The sequence below is a fragment of the Jejuia pallidilutea genome, from assembly GCF_002973595.1.
Lineage (GTDB): Bacteria > Bacteroidota > Bacteroidia > Flavobacteriales > Flavobacteriaceae > Jejuia > Jejuia pallidilutea.
This window is the reverse complement of record NZ_PVEO01000004.1, coordinates 367768-389456: the sequence shown is the minus strand read 5'-3', so window position 1 is coordinate 389456 and position 21689 is coordinate 367768. Positions and strand designations below refer to the sequence as shown.

12 protein-coding genes and 1 rRNA gene are annotated in these 21689 nt (G+C 35.0%); 5 read left to right on the top strand and 8 right to left on the bottom strand.

Translation table 11 applies throughout. The features are described from left to right. Positions 1-65, bottom strand: a 16S ribosomal RNA gene (locus CLV33_RS09140); the annotation flags it as partial. A 757-nt stretch (positions 66-822) separates the two neighbouring features. On the opposite strand from CLV33_RS09140, the gene thrS reads away from it, so the two are divergent. From thrS to rplT, 4 genes are all read left to right on the top strand, one after another. After that, on the top strand, positions 823-2757 hold the full coding sequence (gene thrS / locus CLV33_RS09135) for a threonine--tRNA ligase (RefSeq protein WP_105473645.1): 1935 nt from the start codon (positions 823-825) through the stop codon (positions 2755-2757). A 91-nt stretch (positions 2758-2848) separates the two neighbouring features. Beyond that, positions 2849-3337, top strand: coding sequence for a translation initiation factor IF-3 (gene infC / locus CLV33_RS09130; RefSeq protein WP_105473644.1), 489 nt, complete (start codon positions 2849-2851; stop codon positions 3335-3337). A gap of 59 nt (positions 3338-3396) precedes the next feature. Beyond that, positions 3397-3594: a 50S ribosomal protein L35 gene (gene rpmI / locus CLV33_RS09125; RefSeq protein WP_019388182.1), complete on the top strand. Its 198-nt coding sequence runs from the start codon at positions 3397-3399 to the stop codon at positions 3592-3594. Positions 3595-3715: 121 nt separating this feature from the next. Further along, positions 3716-4060, top strand: a complete 345-nt coding sequence (gene rplT, locus CLV33_RS09120) for a 50S ribosomal protein L20 (RefSeq protein ID WP_105473643.1) — start codon at positions 3716-3718, stop codon at positions 4058-4060. Positions 4061-4271: 211 nt separating this feature from the next. Here the strand turns inward: rplT and CLV33_RS09115 are convergent, their stop codons facing one another. The 7 genes from CLV33_RS09115 to CLV33_RS09085 form a co-directional block, all read right to left on the bottom strand. Then, a complete protein-coding gene (locus tag CLV33_RS09115) occupies positions 4272-4694 on the bottom strand; it encodes a secondary thiamine-phosphate synthase enzyme YjbQ (protein WP_042246849.1) in 423 nt (140 codons plus the stop codon). A gap of 72 nt (positions 4695-4766) precedes the next feature. Next, on the bottom strand, positions 4767-5768 hold the full coding sequence (locus CLV33_RS09110) for a PorP/SprF family type IX secretion system membrane protein (RefSeq protein ID WP_394340402.1): 1002 nt from the start codon (positions 5766-5768) through the stop codon (positions 4767-4769). Between the two features lie 10 nt (positions 5769-5778). Next, on the bottom strand, positions 5779-14007 hold the full coding sequence (locus CLV33_RS09105; protein WP_105473641.1) for a T9SS type B sorting domain-containing protein: 8229 nt from the start codon (positions 14005-14007) through the stop codon (positions 5779-5781). Between the two features lie 65 nt (positions 14008-14072). Further along, a complete protein-coding gene (locus tag CLV33_RS09100) occupies positions 14073-16976 on the bottom strand; it encodes a PorP/SprF family type IX secretion system membrane protein (protein ID WP_105473640.1) in 2904 nt (967 codons plus the stop codon). Between the two features lies 1 nt (position 16977). Next, positions 16978-18411 carry a T9SS type B sorting domain-containing protein gene (locus tag CLV33_RS09095; RefSeq protein ID WP_105473639.1) on the bottom strand — a complete coding sequence of 478 codons (1434 nt, stop codon included), beginning with the start codon at positions 18409-18411 and terminating at the stop codon, positions 16978-16980. Between the two features lie 150 nt (positions 18412-18561). Next, positions 18562-19884: a hypothetical protein gene (locus CLV33_RS09090; protein ID WP_105473638.1), complete on the bottom strand. Its 1323-nt coding sequence runs from the start codon at positions 19882-19884 to the stop codon at positions 18562-18564. Positions 19885-20181: 297 nt separating this feature from the next. Further along, a complete protein-coding gene (locus tag CLV33_RS09085) occupies positions 20182-20628 on the bottom strand; it encodes a hypothetical protein (RefSeq protein WP_042246878.1) in 447 nt (148 codons plus the stop codon). 211 nt (positions 20629-20839) lie between these two features. Here CLV33_RS09085 and CLV33_RS09080 point away from each other — a divergent pair, with 211 nt between their 5' ends. Further along, entirely contained in the window at positions 20840-21661 is an 822-nt protein-coding gene (locus tag CLV33_RS09080) for a Cof-type HAD-IIB family hydrolase (protein ID WP_105473637.1), read from the top strand. The last annotated feature ends 28 nt before the right edge of the window (positions 21662-21689 follow it).

Sequence of the window (21689 nt, the reverse complement as noted above, 5' to 3'; positions counted from 1 at the left end):
TCGACTTGCATGTGTTAGGCCTGCCGCTAGCGTTCATCCTGAGCCAGGATCAAACTCTTCATCGTTAAATTTTTAAGTCTCTTACGACTTGTTTGATTAACGACCAAATAGTATTCTCGGTACTCAAAATGGTCTATTCTTTATGTCAGCAACAACCGTTTCCAATTGCTGCCTACGCTGTCAATTTCAATATGTCTATGAACTTTTCTGTCTTATTGCTTATCTCGTTTCCTCGTTAAGCGGGTGCAAATATAAAACCCTTTTTTTTACCCCACAATACTTTTTTGAACTTTTTTTGAAAAAATTTTTAGGCCCTTTCTAAAAACATATATTATAGCTTGTGGAGGAACTTTCGCCATAACAGTTCTTGACCGTTTTTGCGGGTGCAAACATACTACCTATTTTCGTTTCTGCAAGAACTTTTTTTATCTTTTTTTTAGCTTTTTTTTTTAACCTTATCGCAACCCTTATAAATCAATAAGTTATACCTCAAAAAAATTACCATATTTAATAAACTTTGGCTTGTTTGTAGAAAAATGGATTTTGAAGATACCAAAAACCCGTGTTTTTCACCTAGACTTCTATATATTTATCCATTCTTTGTCTTTTAATTATATATTCTATTATGTAATTTAAACTCCTATCACAACTTGTTAACCATCTTTAGAAATAGTAGCTCATACAGCATTAAAATACAAAACTAGTGTTGAAACGCACAACCCAGCCCAAAAGGGTGAGGCTGTGTGTAAAAAATTATACTTACATATATATTGTATGGATTTGTTTATATATTATCTTTGCACCCTATTTTAAATTGATTAAATGATACATATTACATTACCTGATGGAAGCGTGAAGGCGTTTGAAAAAAACGTTACACCCATGGATGTTGCAAAGAGTATAAGTGAAGGTTTGGCTAGAAACGTGATTTCTGCAAGTTTTAATGGCGCCAAAGTTGAAACAGTAACGCCTTTAAACACAGATGGCGCTTTAGTGCTTTATACATGGAAGGACGACGAGGGTAAACAGGCTTTTTGGCATTCTTCGGCTCATGTTTTAGCGCAAGCCATCGAGGAATTATATCCTGGAGCTAAACTAACTATTGGACCAGCTATTGAAAATGGATTTTATTATGATGTTGATTTTGGTACGCATAGTGTTTCGGAAAAGGATTTTAAGACCATTGAGAACAAAATGTTAGAAATAGCCCGTGGAAAACATGATTTTAAAATGCGATCGGTAACTAAAGCTGATGCTCTTGCGTTTTACAAGAATAATGAGTTTAAAACAGAACTTATAGAGAACCTTGAGGATGGCTCTATTACATTTTGTGACCATAGTACATTTACAGATTTATGCCGTGGAGGCCACATTCCGAATACCGGTATAATAAAAGCCGTTAAGGTTACGAGTGCTGCTGGTGCCTATTGGCGTGGAGATGAGAATAACCCGCAATTAACCCGTATTTACGGTGTGTCTTTCCCTAAACAAAAAGAGCTAACAGAGTATTTAAATTTGTTGGAGGAAGCAAAAAAACGAGATCATAGAAAATTAGGAAAAGAGTTAGAATTATTTACCTTTTCCCAAAAAGTTGGACAAGGGCTACCTTTATGGTTGCCTAAAGGAGCTGCTTTAAGAGAACGCTTAGAAAACTTCTTGAAAGCCGCACAGAAAAAAGCAGGATACGAAATGGTAGTGTCTCCTCATATTGGGCAAAAAGAATTGTATGTTACTTCTGGACATTATGCTAAATATGGCGAAGATAGTTTTCAACCAATAAAAACACCTAAGGAAGATGAAGAGTTTTTATTAAAACCCATGAACTGTCCGCACCATTGTGAAATTTACAAATCGAGCCAGTGGAGCTACAAAGACTTACCGAAACGTTATGCTGAATTTGGAACAGTATATAGATATGAGCAAAGTGGAGAACTACACGGATTAACCCGCGTTAGAGGTTTTACACAAGATGATGCACACTTATTCTGTATGCCAGATCAATTAGATAAAGAGTTTAAAAACGTTATAGATCTAGTATTGTACGTTTTTGGTTCTTTAGGCTTTGAAAATTTTACAGCTCAAGTTTCTGTAAGAGACCCAGAAAATCCTGATAAGTATATAGGTGACATTGAAAATTGGGAAAAAGCAGAACAAGCCATTATTAACGCAGCAGAGGACAAAGGTTTAAATTACATAGTAGAGACAGGTGAAGCCGCATTCTACGGACCAAAATTAGACTTTATGGTTAAGGATGCCTTGGGTAGACGTTGGCAATTAGGCACAATTCAAGTAGATTACACCTTGCCTGAACGATTTGACCTTACTTATAAAGGTAGTGACAACGAATTACACCGTCCAATTATGATACATAGAGCCCCCTTTGGTAGCATGGAACGATTTGTGGCATTATTATTGGAGCATACTGGAGGAAACTTCCCTATTTGGTTAATGCCAATTCAAGCTAAAATATTGTCTCTTAGCGAGAAATATGAAAAATATTCTGAAAAAGTTTTAAATTTGCTTGAAAATAACGAAATTCGCGCTCTTGTAGATCACAGAAATGAAACTATAGGCAAAAAAATTAGGGAAGCTGAGATGCAAAAACACCCATACATGCTTATTATTGGTGAGCAAGAGGAAAACGAAAATAAAATAACCGTGCGTAAACACGGAGGCGAGGATTTAGGAATGATTTCTGTTGAAGAGTTCGCCAACATTATAAAAGAGGATATTAGTAAAACGTTAAAATCGTTCTAGAATAAAAGTTTAATTAAAAAAAGATTTAGCCATAGCAATTAGAAGAAGAAGACAGCCCAATAGAAGGGTTGTTCAAGAAGACAAACACAGAATAAACTCGAAAATTACAGCGCAAAAACTGCGCCTAGTTGGAGATAATGTAGAAGTAGGTATTTATACCAAAGGTGATGCCATGCGACTCGCCGACGAGCTAGGTCTAGACCTAGTAGAGATTTCGCCAAAAGCGGATCCGCCTGTTTGTAAAGTTATGGATTATAAAAAGTTTCTTTACGAACAAAAGAAGCGAGAGAAAGCTTTGAAAGCAAAAGCTTCTAAAGTTGTAGTTAAGGAAATTAGGTTTGGTCCACAAACTGATGACCACGATTACGAGTTTAAAAAGAAACATGCAGAAAAGTTCCTAAAAGATGGAGCTAAATTAAAAGCATTTGTTTTCTTTAAAGGACGCTCTATAGTATTTAAAGAGCAAGGACAAATACTCTTATTACGTTTAGCTCAAGATCTTGAAGAATTTGGTAAAGTTGAACAAATGCCAAGACTAGAAGGAAAACGAATGACAATGTTTATTGCTCCAAAAAAATAAAAGTAGGGAGCACATAAAATAAAAATATTAAGCGCAATAATTAAAACCTAGGAAAAGAAATGCCTAAAATGAAAACAAAATCTAGTGCCAAAAAACGTTTTAAGTTAACAGGTACTGGTAAAATTAAAAGAAAGCACGCTTTTAAGAGTCACATCTTAACAAAGAAATCTAAAAAGCGTAAGCTTGCGTTAACCCATGACACATTAGTGCATAAGGCTGACGAAGATAATATTAAAACCATGTTACGTTTAAAGTAACAAAGGTTTTAATTGGTTAAAACAATTTATAAACCCTGGAGTTAGGCCAATAAAAGAATTCAGGATTCAGAATTCATAATTCAGAATTGCTAAATCGCCTACTACAAAAACAATTAAAATTATGCCAAGATCAGTAAATTCTGTAGCAAAGAGAGCCAGAAGAAAAAAGGTTCTTAAACAAGCAAAAGGTTACTTTGGACGTCGTAAAAACGTTTGGACAGTAGCAAAAAATGCGGTAGACAAAGCGATGCAATACTCGTACAGAGACCGCAGAAACAAAAAGAGAACATTCCGCGCTTTATGGATTACGCGTATTAACGCAGGTGCCAGAGAACACGGATTGTCTTATTCTCAATTTATGGGTAAATTAAAAGCTAATAACATTGAATTGAACCGTAAGGTTTTAGCAGATTTAGCGATGAATAACCCAGAGGCTTTCAAAGCTGTAATTGATAAACTAAAATAAGGCGTATCGCCTATTGTAAAACATATTATTCGCTTAATAAAAAAAAATCCGGTTCGAAAGAATCGGATTTTTTTATTTATAATTGGGCGTTCGTTTGCTCATACCTACAAGCTTTTAAAAACCTTGCAGGATCACTTCGGTCTAAGTTTCAGTTGCAAGTCCTAGCTCCTCCTACATCGGGCTGTGACTTCTTACTGCAATCTATAAAGCACTATCCGCCAAATGCAGTAACCACCAATTTTCTTGACCCTCCGTGGTTTCTATGTTCGCACAAATATACACCTTGCCACGTACCTAAATTTAATCTACCATTAGTAATAGGTATTTGAACAGATGCCCCTAAAAGCGATGCTTTAATGTGTGCTGGCATATCATCAGAACCTTCATAAGTATGCCGATAATAGGATGCATTTTCTGGAACCATTTCATTGAAATGACTCTCAAAATCGGTTCTTACAGTATAATCAGCGTTTTCGTTAATGGTTAAACTTGCAGACGTATGTTTGATAAATATGTGTAACAGACCTAGGTTTATTTCTTTTATTTCAGGTAAAGCATACAAGACCTCATCAGTAATTAAATGAAACCCTCTGGAATAGGGCCTTAATTCTATCTCTTTTTGAAAACATTTCATACTCTTAAATTTCTATTTAAAAGTAAAAAAACTTAACAAAATAAACCTATAGCCTTATATAAAAAACGATATTTAATCATGTACTGGATCTTGGGTACATGGGCAGTTGCTAATACCTTGTAAAAAGTTAAGACCAATAGTTACAACATGGGTTCCAGAATTGTAAGCCGCTAATTCGTTTGTGGTGATTTGGTAGGCATAACCAAAGTAAAATATATTTTTTTGAAAACCTATCATAGGGCCAATATTTAAAGGTTTTAAAACTTGATCATTCAAAAAACGATAAGATATACCACCCCAATAATAATCGCCATACCTGTTGTATTTTCTAAATTTAAAATTTAAATCGGTAGAAGATCTATTGTCACTACCAAACCATTGAAAGAATACAGAAGGTTCGTACTCTAAACCACTCTTTTTAGGCCCTTTTAATGTATATCCTGAATAAACTTGATAGTTAAGTAATAAACTAGGCTCTTTCTTTCTTATAAACTCATCGAAATTTTTAGGTAAAATATTGTTTGCGTTAAAACTTAACCAATAACCGCCAAAACGATACAAAGCCCCAATATCGAAGTTATTGTTTGATGTTCTTCTATCATCTGTTACAAAAGGGTCTATTGTAGGGTTTTCGTAAGTTGTATTAAAATTATTTATGTCTATTCTAAAACTATTGATATTATACGAAATACCAAAAGACAAATACTGCCTAGAATAATAATCTATAATTAAATGATGAGCAAACGAAAACTTTGCACCTGTTTGTATTGTATTACCATTCCTATCATTATACAAAGATAGACCTACACCTGTGCGGTCTGCAATACGAACATCTCCATAAATAGATTGGTTATCTGGAGCTCCTTTAATACCAACCCATTGCGTTAATCCGTTCGCCCTAATTTTTAAGTTATCTCCGATACCCGCGTATGTTGGCGATACCACAAAATTATTATCTGCTAGGTATTGTGTGAATACAGGTAGGTTAAGCTCTTGACTGTAATTTTTAGCTGCTATTAACAATAAAAAAATTGTTACTAGGTTGCGTATCGTAGTTTGTTTTATAGCTTTCATCATCATCATTTTATCTGTATAGTGTAAAATGCCCTACGAACTCCTTATCGTTACGGCTATCGTTTAACTTAACCACATACCAGTAATCTCCTGTTGGTAGCGCTTTACCCTTGTAAGTTCCGTCCCATTTCTCATTCACATTTAAAGTGGCTATTTTACGTCCGTACCTATCAAAAATATCAAAGGTTAAATCGTCGTACTGATCTGCACAATCAATACCCCAACCATCTAAAGTGCCATCATCATTTGGTGTGAAATAGTTTTGGATACATATATCTATAAACTCCATTGGTATTGAAGCAGAAACCGAACATCCGTAACTATCAGTTACCGTTACCGTATATGTTCCAGACTCGTAAATATTAAATGTATTTGTAGTTCCGTAAGATTCGCCATTAAGCGTATATTCATAATTACCATTACCACCAGTAGTTGTTGCCTCAATTTCATTAAGGCCACTTTCAGCAAGTACTAAAGTTAAAGGTTGGTAATCTTCAACATCAAAGTATGCGCTTCTTTGTACACAACCGTTTGTGTGCCTTACATCTATATAATGATCTAACCCAGCCGATACATTGGTAAATATATTATTTGGTTGGTATGGCCCACCATCTAATGCATATTCTAGATCTGTTGGATCAATATCATCTGGATCTAACGTTACAGTAACCGTATTTATAGATGCGTTGTTTTCACATCCATAATCGATTGCTAGTTGAGGATTGATGACTACAGATTCTGGGAAATCTATTTCAAATTCAGCTTCACAACCTTCGCTATCCCTTATGTAAACCACATGATTTCCACCTGCCAAAGCTGTAAAATCGAATACAGTTTGTGCTGCAGTTCCTATTGTATAAGGACCATCATAGTTATCTAAACTTACACTATAGGGTAAACTTCCTCCAGAAACATCTACACTAAATGCGCCATTTAATTCCCCTGAGCATAATTCTGGAATTATTGAATTAGGAACTACGGTTAAGAAAACTGGTACTGGTTCGTTAATACTAAAATCTATAACAACAAAGCACCCCAGTTCATCTTGAACTACTGCTTGATAGGCTCCTGGTGCTAAATCCTCAAAAATTGCTTCATCAAAAAACTGATTTAGCTGTGGTGATATTGCGTACTTTATAGTGCCTGTACCTCCTGTAGCAATAATTTCAATAGAACCATTGTTTTCTCCAGTACAAGTTACATCTGTTGTATTAAATGTTACCTCTAAGGGTAAAGACGGTTCTGTAATTGGTATACTTGCCGATGTTGTTAAACAATCGCCACTATCTACCCTTACTTGATAATTACCTGCTGGAAGTTCTGTAAATACCCCTGGACTAGTTTGCGTAGCTGGAATTATATTACCCAATCCATCTTGAAGAGTATATACATAACTACCTAATCCACCTTCTGCTTCTGCTATGATAACTCCAGTTAAATCACCCGTGCAGTTAATTGTGGCATTCATTGCATCAAGATTAATTGTTAAATCTGGAAGTGGATCTATAGTAATTTGGTTAGATACTTCTGAAGTACAACCGTTAGTGTCTCTCACATAATATTGATACACTCCTGGAGATACTGAGAATGTTGTAGATGTTGTAAACGTACCTATTACGGTTGCAAAATTAGAATTTACACTGTAGGTGTATGGCCCATTTCCTCCACTAGCACTTAAAGTTAGTGTAGACTCTGTTAAACAGGTTTGCGATGTTGCTTTTACAAGTGTAGCTTGTAATTCTGTTGGTTCATTAATTACAATATTTGGCGAATTAAATTCACAATTATAACCATCGGTTACAGTAACACTGTACGTTCCCGCACCTAAATTATTAAAAACAGTAGCTGTTTGAGGACCAGAAGTTGATGGAGTTGGTAGAATTTGATTTAAAGTATACGTGTAGTTTGAACCTTGTCCTCCTGTTGTATTTGTTACTGTAATGGAAGCGTTGGTATCGCCAAAACAAGACAATAATGTTGTACTAGCAGATATTGTTGCATCTATAGGATTTGGTATTATGAGTGTTACATCATCAGAAGCAATACACCCTTCAGCATCGCGTACATTTACAGTATACACTCCTGCTTCTAAATTTGAAAATGTTCCGTTAGATGAATATGCAACTGTAGCTGCTCCTGTTAACTCGTATTCGTAAGTTCCATAACCACCACTAGCCACAGCTGTAATTGTACCTTTATCATTATCGCAAGTAACATTGGACGTTTCTATAGCAACTAGAGTTAATGCCTCTGGTGGCGATTGTATAATTACGTTAGATGTTGTATCACAAAAAGGACTTGCAGTTTGAGTAACTACTACACTATAATTTCCTGATGCCAATCCTGAAACAAATTGTGGGTTTGTAGATGTATTAGCGTTAACTACACCTGTTACTGATACCGAAGCGCTATTAAAAACCTCGTACGTATATGGACCTGAATAACCTGTAACGCTAATTTCAAAACCACCTGTATTATCGCCAAAACAAGTAACTGCGGAAGGTGTTGTTGTTACCGTTGGCGGAACTGCTTCTGGTAAAACAACCTCAACACTAGCAAAACATGTATTAGCATCAGTAATTGTAACTGTATATATTCCAGAAGGTACTCCTGAAAACACATTCCCACTTAAGCTAATACTTGCTGGATTTGGACTAATACTATAGGTGTATACCCCTGTACCTCCAACGCCATTTATGGTAATCTCACCATCATTATTATCACAGGTTGGTAATGCCGTTATATTTGGTGTAACATCTACTGGTGGCGCTATATCTACAGTAACCAAATTACCACAACCATTGGCATCTTGAATCTCTATAGTGTGAGTTCCAGATGGTAAGTTTGTAAGCGTAAACGGTATTGCTCTAGTTTGAAATGCACCGCCATTAACGCTATAACTATATGGTGCAATTCCAGGGGATGTTACAGTTACATCTATTTCAAAACTACCTTCAGTTACGGTACATTGATTATTTACAGTTGCTAAAATTACTGGCTCTGGATCTTGCGGTAACACTACTGCCGCTGTTGTCTTAATACAATTATAAGCGTCTTTTACATGCACATAATATGTGTTAGCATCTACATTGAATGTATTTGTAGAAGCCCATGAAGGATCTGTAGCCAACGGTGCAGTTGCAGATGTTGTAATTTGATAGGAATATGGAGGAGTACCATCTCTTGCTATGGCACTTATAACTCCAGAGTTAGGATTACAATTAGCATTTTTATTTACCGTGGCTGTAATGTTTAAATCTATTGCAGACTCTGTAATATTAAATGGTACAGTTACCACGCCACAACCAGCATTTGGACCACTTGTCTCAGAAATTGAAACGAAATATGTCCCAAAATCTAAAGGCCCTAAATTGTTAACTGACAAACTCCCTCCTGCAGGTACAACTCCTGATCCTGTTACTCCTGTTGACACAAGCGATAAGGAATTGAATATCTCAAAATCCACATTAGTTGCATTACCATAAATACTATTAATTGTGAATGACACATTTCCATCAGCACTTCCTACACAAGTAATGTTGTTTGAGGTTAAAGCAGATGCTGTTAATGTTGAATTGGTAGGAATGGAAGCAGTAGCAGTTTCGTAATACGTACAACCGGTAGAGTCATCATAAACTATAAATGTATAAGTTACTCCAGGAATTAAACCTGTAAAGGTAGTTCTGGGTGTTCCTACTACGGGCGCATCCTGTAAAACCCAAGTACCACTGGGTGGTAGCGGTGGAATAACCCCTCTGTAAATATCGAAATAAAATGGACCAGTACTGGCTAAGGCTGTACTAACACTAACGGTAGCTTCACCTCCTGTAACACAGTCTACCACAGTATCTACTGCTATATCTAAATCATTTGGAGGGGATGCCACCAAAACATTTTGAATAAGTACGGAACAACCATTAGCGTCTACTACATTTATTTGATACAAACCAAAATCAACCACATCAAACGTGGTAGATGTTGTTCCAGAAGCATTTATTTCTGTTGCCGCATATCCATTAGTGCCCGTTACATAATAATTATATGGGGCTGTACCACCTGTAACACTTTGCACGATTACAGATCCTTTTGAGATACCTCCACTTAAAATATCACAAGTTATTGGCAATGCTGTATGCATTACATTTATTGGCGTAGGTTCAGCAATGGTTATAGTTTCAGTATCAGTACAAGAATTTGCGTCAGTTAGTGTAATTGTATAGTCGCCTGCTGGTAATCCAGAAGTTTGTGTGCCATAATCTATTCCTGTTGTATCATTGTTCACATTAATTGAAAATGGCGGTGTTCCTACTAAATTATTAATTGTAATATCAATAGCTGCATTTGCATCGCCATTACACAGAATACCCTGTGTTTGATTAACAGCAGTAATTTCGGGTAGAGATATTGCATTTACAGTTTGTACCCCAGATTCTGCCGTACAATTATTAGCATCGGTAATTTGAAATTGATATGTACCATCGGTTGGCACAGAATAAACAAACGTTGTACCAGTAGCTCCTACGTTTATGTACGAGCCGCCGTTAATGGAAACTGCATAAGTAAATGGCGCTGTTCCTCCAGAAACTGTACCTTCAATTGTTCCATCTGGTGATATTGTACAATCTAAATTCTTTGTAATTATTGCACTAAGCGTTAAAGGAGGCAAAGGGTTAATTGTATAAGTTTCAGCATAAGTACACTCATTTGCATCACGTACTTGGAAAGTATAAGTTCCTGGTGCCAATCCTGAAAACACATTTGATGTTTGATAAGCTGTTGCCAAACCAGAAGGTGCAATAATTTGATATTCTAAAGGCGATAACCCACCAGTAACGGTTAAGCTAACATTTGATGTAAGGCTAGGACAAGTTATTGGCGTACTACTAAAATCTAAATCTGTTGGAGGGTTTAAAGTTTCAACAGTTATAGGATCTGCTACAAAAGTACATATGTTAGCATCTCTTACTGTAACAGTGTAAGTTCCATTTGTTAAACCTGTAAATGTTGTTCCTGTTTGAAAGTTTAAACCATCGATACTATATTCATAAGGCGATGTTCCTCCTACTACTCCAGATACTGTAATAATAGCATCGGTAGTACATGTAAAAGGTGTTGTAAGCGCTACAGTGCCGCTAATTTCGGTTACTGCCGTTATGGTTATAGTTTGTGGTGCTGTGGCACACACATCAGTTCCTAAGGTATACTCTACAACAACGTCGTAATTGCCCGCTGTAATATTTGTGAAGTTAGGTGAACTTTGATATGTTACACCATTATCAATACTGTAACGCAACGTATTACCATTTGCATTAGATACATTTATCGTAATTGAGCCACTATTTGGTGCATCGGCACATAAAATATCGGTTTGTGCTACTGTAAAATTAGGTGCAGGAATTGCATCCACATCAATAGTAGTTTCAGCTTCACAATTATTAAAATCAACAACTCTTATGGTATAGGTTCCTGGTGTTGAAACATCTATAATTGGTGTTGTTTGAAAGGTTGATGCGCCATTTACAAAATAATAATAAGGTGCAGTTCCGCCAACTGGATATACTGTTATTTCGCCATTAGTACACGTTAAAGGCTTAGTTATTGCCGATGTGGCCTCTAATAATGGTGGTTCTATAATTTCAATATCATCAGTAAACGTACATCCGTCTTCAGTAGAAACATTTACGGTATAGGTTCCTGGGTTTAAGTTTTCAAATGTATAATTATCGCTAGTAATTGGGCCAACGCTATTAACCAAAGTTGCACCATCGTAAATTGAAAAGAAATATTGGGGACGCGCATCATTCACCGCTAAAATTACATTTCCTAATTCTCCGTAACATAAGGGCTGTTCAACGGTAGTTTGAACTAAAAAATCCCTTTCTCGAATTTGAACATTAGGTACACCAAAAATACATGGGTTAGGCGTAACACCAAGTTGCCTTACATATACTGAATATATACCTGCTGTAGTTACAGAAAAAGTATTACTCGCTTGGTAGTTAGTACCATCTATACTAAATTCATAGCCACTTGGCACACCACCAACAACTATTTCTCCTGGAGTGGTGCAAATAATATCTCTAGATGTAACTGTTGGCACTAATAAATTTTCGTATACATTGAAATAAAACTGATTGAAACATCCACCGTCGTAATTTAACGTTAATCTGTATTGGCCTGCTGTATCTGCGGTATAATTCGCACCTGTAGCCACTTGATTCCATGAACACGTATCGCTTTCGTTGGCACAATCTTGGTTTAAAACCGCTGTACAGCTAGATTCATCTAAAACCTCCCAAATCATAGAGGATGTATCGGTTATATTTGTTTGAATAAACCTAGAATCGTCTGCACCGCACAAAAAGATATTTGGTAATTCTTTTCCATCGTTAGGGCAAATAACAACCTCGTCGGCAAAAGGGATTACTGGATTTGTAACACCAGCTCCAAAAAGTGTAACATCAAACTGTTGGGTGATAGATTGACAAGGGGCTGTTGCTGCATTGTAAACATAATAAGACCCTGTTGATGTTACTGTAATAGACTGCCCTGTGCCAATTACAGGAGTACCGCTAGGACTAGTAGACCAAGTATAAGAATCGTATCCATTTGCTGCAGTTAGGGTTGTGGAATCTCCACAAAGTACAACATTCTCGTTAAATGTACAATTTAAGTCTGCTAGAAAATTAGTAGCTCTTGGAGTTATTAAACAGCCTGTATTGCTATTGTAACTTGGATCGTCTGAAATTGTGAAGTTTGGATTTATTGTACCTTGATATGTAGCGTATGCTTGATTATCAATAATATTAGAACATGCATCTGTTAACAAACTACAATCTGAAACTACAGTTACTTTAATTCTTATAGCTTGGGCTGGATCGTTTTCTTCTACTACTGAAGGATCTATATTAAAAATAAGCTCTCTAGTTGTTGGGTTGTAACTTTGTACGGTAACTCCTGGTGGTAAAAACTCAACATCTGCTGGGTAATTAAAGACAATATTTACTGGTAAAATATCTCTAATCGTAAGGTTTGTGGCATCGTCATTTCCTGTGTTTTCAAAACCAATAACGTAGTTCAGCTCATCACCTAAGTTCACTTCTTGTCCTTCTATATTTACACCAAATTCATCTTCAACAATTTTGGTAAGTACAATATTGGGCGCAATAATTTCTATGGCAAACGCACTAAAATAATAGTAATATATATCTAAATTACTTCCTAAACTTATAGTTGCCGTTGTATCTCCGTTTCCTATAATAGTATTACCAGCATTAGGAATATTGATAATTCCAGCATCAAAACCCAAGGTATTTGTACCAGCTGGATTTCTGTCAAAAAACAATTCTGGGGTATTGGTGATGGGATCTATTATCGATACAGTACTATTAAAAAAGTTATTCCCGGGACGTATTACGGTTCCTGAATTATCTGTAGCATTTATAATATTACCATTCAACTCTAAATAATCACCAGTATAGCGTCTATCACCTTCAATTGTACTAAACGCAAATTTTGCACGTACAGGACCTACTGGAATGGTTTGGAAACCAGATATAGGAAATGTTTCGTTTATTGTACTTGTAATTTTTGTAAAACCATCAAAAGAAGTAATGTACTTACTTGGTAGCAGTGGGTCTTCATAAATTACAAAAAGCGACCATCCAGCTGAGAGTCCCTCCGAATTAGGTTTTGGGCCAACTAAAGAAGAAATATTAGCTACACCATAAGTTCCTTCAGGGTTTGGTAATGCTGTAAGAATATCGGTGACATCATGATAATATACATATGTATTGGAGTTACGATTATCAGCTGCATTTTGAAAATATATTTGTGTACCTGTTATATCTTGGTAAGGATTACCTGGAGTTCTAAATTTAATATCTGATATTGGATTTGAACCATTAACCACAGCACTCCAATACAATCCAGCATATACAATTTTATAACAGGTGGTGTCATCTGGTACATCTAAATCTGCGGTACTTGAATTAAATGTTGTAGGGTCTCCATCTACATCTACATATACCGCTGCATTAACCCTATCGTTAGTATCGTTTCCATTGTAAGGATTAGTAACATGTAACCCAACATTACTGTTTCCTATTAAAAGCATATCGCCTTTGATGGCCTCGTCGTACCTTGGAGCAAATGGCACTAAGTTTTGAGAAAACAACTGCGTACTAATTAAAAGTACTAAAGCAATAATGCAATTGTTTACATAAGTAGGTGTTTTCATGGTTGTTAGTTTTTCTATTTCAATTTGTTTTGGGGCTAAGAGAAATAGCAATCTATTTTTATCTTCTAATTATCTATTTTTACGAGAGACATTTTACCGTTATAGGGTTTACTTCCTTTTTCTTCTAAGGCATTTTTAGCTTCACTAATGGCATCAAATTTTTCATAGTAAATAAAATATTTATTTGTTTTTACATCAAAAAAGAAGTTTACGTTCTTTTCACCCGAGGCTACTACCTTAGTAACAAATTCATCTCGTTTTTCTACACTATTATGAACTGCAATAACTATATAATATCCAGGTTCTTCATTTAGTACATTCTTTATAATCTGAATGTTTTTTGTTTGCTCCTCTCCAAAATCAAAATCATCTTCCTGAAGCTGCACAGAACTTTCGTCTGTAAACTTCTTAATTCTAGCTAAGGCCGCTTTATCTTTATTAAATCGGTCTTGTTGATTATCGTAAGCTGCACGACGTATACGCCTTTTTCTTTCAAAATCTGTAGCTTCCTTAATTTGTTCAAGATTCATTATTAAATCTCTTTTTGCTGTTATTATTTGGGCTTGTTCAGATTTTAAGCGCTCTAAAGTTTCTAAATAAAAGGCATTAACAGGATCTTCTTTATCTTTTATTTTCTTCTTGCGTTTCAGGTAAATTGTTTCTAGTTCAATAATTTTTACCTTTTGTTCTTCAAGGGTTTTATCTATTTCGTCTTTTAAAGTTTCTAGTGCTTGGTTTTCGGCAGTTAAGCTTTTAAAAGGTTTTGGATCTAAATAAATGCCTTGTTCGCTTAAATCGTTTTCTTCTTTTAAATCATCTAAATCTTTTTGTTTTACAGCTATTTTTTCAGATAACTGTTTCATTAATGCTTCTTGTGTTTCCTTAGTACCAGATGTTGCATTAACCAAAGCATTCATATCTTTAGAAGCTTCATCAGTAGCTTGAGGTATTTGCTGTTGTTTAGTATTTGTTTCGGCTACTGCAACTTCAGTAGCGTTTGCGCTTTTAATAGTTTCTTCTGCTTGCTTAATATTGGCTTCTTCTAATTTTTTAGCCTCTGCCTCTTTTTCTGCTCGTAATTTTTCTTCTTCTAATTTAGCTTTTGCTTTAGCCTCGGCAGCAACCCTTTGGCTTTCTAACTCAATTTGTCTTTTCTCTTCGGCTTCTTTTTGTAACCTTAAGACTTCTGCGGCTTTTGCCTTAGCTTCTGCTGCCAATCGTTCACGCTCCGCTTCAGCTTGCTGTTCTGCCTCTCGCTGTAACCTTGCCTCTAGTTCTGCTTTTGCTTTAGCCTCGGCAGCAACCCTCTGTCTTTCTAACTCAATTTGTCTTTTCTCTTCGGCTTCTTTTTGTAACCTTAAGGCTTCTGCGGCTTTTGCCTTAGCTTCTGCTGCCAATCGTTCACGCTCCACTTCAGCTTGCTGTTCTGCTTCCCGCTGTAACCTTGCCTCTAGTTCTGCTTTTGCTTTAGCCTCGGCAGCAACCCTCTGTCTTTCTAACTCAATTTGTCTTTTCTCTTCGGCTTCTTTTTGTAACCTTAAGGCTTCTGCGGCTTTTGCCTTAGCTTCTGCTGCCAATCGTTCACGCTCCGCTTCAGCTTGCTGTTCTGCTTCCCGCTGTAACCTTGCCTCTAGTTCTGCTTTTGCTTTAGCCTCGGCAACAATCCGTTGTCTTTCTAACTCAATTTGTCTTCTCTCTTCGGCTTCTTTTTGTAACCTTAAGGCTTCTGCGGCTTTGAGTTCTGCTTCTTTTTCTGAGTTTAATTTGGATAATAACTCTTCTTTGTTAACTGTAACCACAGATTCTTTTTCCACAGGTTTACTCTCAATATTTGATGCTGCTTCAAAATTATCTTTCTCCGAATCGCTAGTTTTTCTTGGTATATTGGCTAATTCCGCTTTTTTGGCTTCGGCTTCAGCTTTTCGCCTTGCAGCAATTTCAGCCCTTCGTTCTGCTATTCTAGCCCTATCTTCATCTGTTAAATTATTAGGCTTTCTTTTTCGCTTATTAGAATTGAATACAGACTGCTCATCATCATCATCACCATAACTATAACTATATTTTTTATTGAAACGATATGCTAGCGTAATTTCATGAGAACTTCCAAAATCTGAGAAATTACCCATAGATTGCTCATAATTGTATTCAACAGCAATATTATTAGTTACGTTAATTCCAATACCAGCCGATGCACCATATAGGGTATTATATCCCGCTTGTGCCCAAATACCTTTAGGTACGTTTAGCATTGCAATTCCTGAAATTACGGTTTGGTTCTTTTTAAATTCACTTCTTATTAATGTTGAAAATTTACTTTCATCAAAAAAGCCTCTAGCATCCATATAACCTGTATACATTATATGCGCTTGTAGTGCTTGTTCTGGATTATCTTCTATAATTTTAGAATCGTTTAAATTGTAGGAAACTAAATTATTTATAGCCAATCCAAAATCGAAGAAATCGGTACCATAATTTATCCCTGGATTTATGGTTATTAAAAAGTTAGACGGTACATTTTGCAGGGCAGGATCTGGAGTATTAATCACCACTCGCCCTTCATTAAGACCACTTTGGTAAGCTCCTACATTTAAAGCAAATGTTAAGTTACTTTCTCTGGTTAAACTTGCATTGTAAGCAAAATTAAGCATACCACCAAAGGTTGTTAGCACTCCAAAATCTTGCTGAAATAAACCTATACCTGCACCAATATTTTCTGAAAAACGACCTGCATAACTAAATAAATACGAGTTGGGCGCATCGTTAAATTGAGTCCATTGTTTTTTATTGGTAAAACTTATATACTTATTTTGCTCTCTAACAAAACTAAAAGTTGGGTTTATGGCATATCTATTAAACTTTAAAGAGTTTCTAACAGGTAGTGCTAAAGCAACAACACCATTGCTCTCTTGAGAATGGAATTGCTGTATAGTACATAACGTTATAAACATATATAATAGATATTTGTTCATTTTATCTTAGAACCGTAATAGATCCTTTTATATTTTGATTAGAGGTTTTTATAATATAATAGTAAACAGGGTTTACATCTTTAAAATCTAATTCGTTTTCAGGCCAATTATTTTGATACTCTGTTGTATCTAACACCACTTTACCTTGTGCACTTATTAATGTAACCTGAGTGTTTGTTCCACTTACAAACTCTTGTGGAATTACCCAAGTATCGTTAATACCATCGCCATTGGGTGTTATAACATTTGGAATATTTGCCACATCTGGAAAAGGCTCGTTAACTACAAAATTTATTTCTTGTGAAGCGTTACAACCTTCAGTTTGCGTTATTTTTACTGTATAATTTCCTTGTTGCGATACTTCGTAATTACTTGTAGTAGCGTCTACAATTAGCGTATTGTTTACATACCATTGAAATACTGGGCTTACGGCGGTAGTTGCTACATTTACCAATAAGGTTTCGCCACTATCTAGTATATTGATGTCTTCTACATTAATTTCGCTTGTAAAATCTGTGTTTACTAAATCTATAGATGCAGAGGCTGTACAATTTTCTAAGTTTATATTTACGGCATAAGTTCCAGCTTCATTAGTTTGGTACATTTGGCTTGTTGCACCATCAATTTTCTCTCCATCTTTAAACCATTGGTAACCTATTCCATTAATAGCACTTAATGTTGTTGGCCCATTTACCGAACAATAAGGGTTGCCTAAGCTAGAACTTATGGAAGAAGAAGTTGTTCCTGAAGCAGCTTCACTTACGGTAACGCGATTTGAAAATGAGTTTGACGTACAGGTGCCATAATTGGTTTCTACGAAGTAAACTCCTGGAGTACTTACCTCTAAACTTTCGCCAGAGGCTACAAATACTGATGTTGTAGGGCTTGTTTCTTTATACCAATTAAATGTTAAGTTTTGGTATTGCAGTGGCGAGTCGTTCATGGCATCCCCAGGATTATCTATAGTAAGCAAATAACTTCCACCAGTACAATACACACCAGTTTCTATTAGGTTGTTGATACTAAAAGGGCTATCCTGTATTTTATAATAAGCAGCAAATGCGTTGGACGCACTACTTGTTGCGGAAGGTGCTGTACTTTTTACTCGTATTTTATACCCTTCGCCCGAGGTTTCTGTAGGAATAGAAAAACTTAATGTGGCAGGAGAAGTTGCCACACTTCCTGCATTTGTTGTATGTACTACTGTTGCGTTTGAAAAGCTTCCATCAGCATCAGACATTTCAACAATAAATGTATTGGTTGGTTGTAAATTACCACTAGGTGAAAAAGAAAAAGTAACATTGTAGTTATTAAAAGTAGAACTAGCACACGCTTGTGTAAAACCTAAATTAGGCTTACTTATAACCACTTGTGCACTAAGCGTAAACGTTAGCAACACAAAAACGAGAATATAATAAACAGTAAAATTCCTCATATAGTTCTATTCTTTAATAAAACCTCTAGGAATTTATTTTCTAATATTTAAAAATTAGAATAAAAACTTCCCCAGTGCTTTTGGGGCAAAAAGGAGATGGATTACCTAGAGTTATATCATAGTTACTGGTTAATGTTTTTGTTGTTATTATTAGTCTTCAATTAAATCTGAATCTATATTCGATGCAATAATTTTATTAATCCTCAATCTAAAATCTGGTCTTTTATAATTATTGGCAGAGATAAATGTTTCGGTATTATTACTTTTAGAATACACATTAAAAAATGCACGGTTACCGTACCAATTTTCTAAATCTTCATTATTCGAGTTATTTTCAACAAAAATATTGCCGTTGCAATTATTAAAGTACATTTCTGTAAAGGCAATATTTTCTAAACTTTTTTGGTTTACCTGTATTTGTTGATCTAGTATAACAGCAGGATTAAAGCCAGACACAACACTTTTTAACATATTTAACTCTGTGTTTTCACCCACGTAAATAGCTTCGTGCACTAAATTCATTTCTATGGCAGATTTTAAATCGTCACTATCTGTTAAAAACGTAAGGTTGCTAGCTTCTATTAGTGTTTTATTTTTACTGAAATCTGATTCTTCTTTTTTGTTGTAAGAGCGTACCTCTAAACATCTAACGCCACTACCATTAGATGCGTAAGGCGAACGTAATGCTAATGAATTAAAGATTTGCGATGTAGAACCGTAATTAAATTTGTAGTCGGTGCCTCTAGAACGATAAGACACCAAATTATTTAAGGAAATATTACCGCCCCACACTTCAAACCCATCTTCACCAGAATGGCTAATCATAACATGGTCTATCTTAGTACTTTCACCTACACAAGCTAAAAATAAGCCATTAAAATAGGTGTCTTGCGAAATTCTTTTGCCTGCATACTCAATTCTAACATATTGTAAAACCCCAGAAAACCCTGAAGTATTCTCGCCACCATAATTTGTGTATGTGTAGTCTGCAGGATTAAGGTTTGGGTAATAAGATGCAATAGATCCAGAACCAAATCGGTTAATTGGAGCATCACCTAGTATTACTAATCCTCCCCAATCTCCTGCTCTTTTAACGCTTTTGTTTGAAGAAAAAATTATAGGATCTGTTTGATAACCCTGAGCCATAATTTTTGCGCCTCTAGATATTGTTAAAGAACCTTTAGAATTATAGTCTCCTAGTATTACGGTTCCAGGCTCTATAGTTAGTGTAGCATCATTAGTCACAAAAACACTACCTAAAAGTAAATAGACTTCTCCTTTTTTTAATGTAGTATCTTCAGAAATATTACCTGTTAAAATTTGCGTTGGCTCACCATAATCTATTTCGTTTGGTTTAAACTCTGTCCAATTATTTAACCAATTTGTATCACCTACTATACCTTTTTCTTGTTGTGCAAAACAACACCCAGAGGCTAGTAGAAATCCTAAAATAAGTTGGGTAATTTTTTTCATCTTTTTTTATTTTCTGTTAAGGGTATTTGTGTTTAGTTCAACATATTCAAAACTAAAATAATAATCTATGAAATACCAAATATTTCGATAAAATACGTTTTAAATCGAATAATTTAACAATTAAAATCGACGAAATGCACTCAATAAGGGTTTTTATGAAAAAATAGAAAGAATTAACTTTCTTTGTTAAAAAGAAAGAATATGTATACAAAAAAGATAAAAATAAAATAGTATTACATAAAAAAAGCTCAAAATTTTTGAGCTCTTGTAAAAGAAATTATTTGATATAAATATACTTTAATGAAATTCGCTATATTGATGAAGAGATTTTAAGGTTTCTTCATAAAAAATTATAGCTGAAACTAAATCATTTGTATCAGAATATGGCAAAATTCTTTTTTGAAATTCTGCGTTACTTTCTAAATATTCTTTTGTGGCATCAAACTGGTCGTCCAATGCTTTTCTATTATCACTATCGTTAGGTATACCAAGAGTAGACATTGTTACTCCGGGTTTTGTAGCAAATGCAATGTATGGTAGCAACTTTACCAAGCTTTCAATCCTTTCAACATAAAGTACCAACAGCTCGCCTTTTGCCATCCTATCTAACTCTGCTTTACTGTGGTATTTTTTTATTGCAACACCATCGCTAATTATACTTTTTGGTTGATTCTTTTTTTGAGCTACGCCAATACCAGAAACTAACATAAAGCAAAAACTAAGAAAGAATAATTTCGTTTTCATCGACTAGATTTTGAGGTTTAGGCTGCTAATTTATGCAATTTAACGTAAAAAACAATCGTTTTATCGATTTATTTTTAGTAAATGATACTTCAATTTATTATAATAAAGTACTATAAGCTAGTTTAAAAAGACGATATTTGACATTAATTTAATACGCTTTTTTGATTTTTTTTGTAATTATCTAAGCACCTTTGCAACCTAAATATATTTTATGAACTTATCTCAAGTAAAACTTGTTGTAACCGATATGGATGGTACCTTACTAAATACCCAACATGAAGTAAGTTCGTTATTTTACCATCTTTTTGAAAAATTAAAACAACATAATATTATTTTTGTTGCTGCTAGCGGCAGGCCTTATTACGGTATGGTAGACAAGCTAAGTTCCATAAAAAACCATATGATTATAGTTGCAGAAAATGGTGGTTTAGCAATACAAGGCAATAGTGTATTCCTCTCTAACCCTATTAAACCTAAAAATTTACTAAGGATAATAACTATTATTAACACCATAGATAATACACACCCAGTGTTTTGTACGCGACATAAAGCTTATGTAATGAGTAAGTCTAAGCCATTGTTAAATTTACTACAAGAATATTATAAAAACTACGAACTTATTGATACTCCTGAAATTATAGAAGATGAGGTGTATAAGGTAGCTTTGTTTCATGAAGAAAGTTCAGAAAAATATGTTTATCCGTCAGTTAAGGTGTTGGAAAAAGATTTTAAGGTAAAACTATCTGCCACCCACTGGGTTGATATTTCTGAAAATATAGCCAACAAAGGTACTGCTATTAAACACATTCAAAAAAAATATAATATTAGCAAAGAAGAAACTATGGCGTTTGGAGATTATAACAACGATTTAGAAATGCTAGAAAATGCTTATTTTAGTTTTGCTATGGAAAATGCGCACCCATTAGTAAAGTCTGTAGCTAGATTTAAAACAAAAAGCAATAACGATTTGGGTGTAGAGCTTGTGCTTGAGGAACTCTTAAAAGAAAAAAATAAATTAGTTATTAACTCATAAATTTTAATTTAGTACGCAACCTTTATCC

Excerpts from the sequence above, each read along its gene's own strand:
- thrS (WP_105473645.1), top strand. The coding sequence starts at position 823 with ATGATACATATTACATTACCTGATGGAAGCGTGAAGGCGTTTGAAAAA.
- CLV33_RS09100 (WP_105473640.1), bottom strand. The coding sequence starts at position 16,976 with ATGAACAAATATCTATTATATATGTTTATAACGTTATGTACTATACAG.
- CLV33_RS09095 (WP_105473639.1), bottom strand. The coding sequence starts at position 18,411 with ATGAGGAATTTTACTGTTTATTATATTCTCGTTTTTGTGTTGCTAACG.
- CLV33_RS09085 (WP_042246878.1), bottom strand. The coding sequence starts at position 20,628 with ATGAAAACGAAATTATTCTTTCTTAGTTTTTGCTTTATGTTAGTTTCT.
- CLV33_RS09080 (WP_105473637.1), top strand. The coding sequence starts at position 20,840 with ATGAACTTATCTCAAGTAAAACTTGTTGTAACCGATATGGATGGTACC.
- rplT (WP_105473643.1), top strand. The coding sequence starts at position 3,716 with ATGCCAAGATCAGTAAATTCTGTAGCAAAGAGAGCCAGAAGAAAAAAG.
- CLV33_RS09090 (WP_105473638.1), bottom strand. The coding sequence starts at position 19,884 with ATGAAAAAAATTACCCAACTTATTTTAGGATTTCTACTAGCCTCTGGG.
- CLV33_RS09105 (WP_105473641.1), bottom strand. The coding sequence starts at position 14,007 with ATGAAAACACCTACTTATGTAAACAATTGCATTATTGCTTTAGTACTT.
- rpmI (WP_019388182.1), top strand. The coding sequence starts at position 3,397 with ATGCCTAAAATGAAAACAAAATCTAGTGCCAAAAAACGTTTTAAGTTA.
- CLV33_RS09115 (WP_042246849.1), bottom strand. The coding sequence starts at position 4,694 with ATGAAATGTTTTCAAAAAGAGATAGAATTAAGGCCCTATTCCAGAGGG.
- CLV33_RS09110 (WP_394340402.1), bottom strand. The coding sequence starts at position 5,768 with ATGAAAGCTATAAAACAAACTACGATACGCAACCTAGTAACAATTTTT.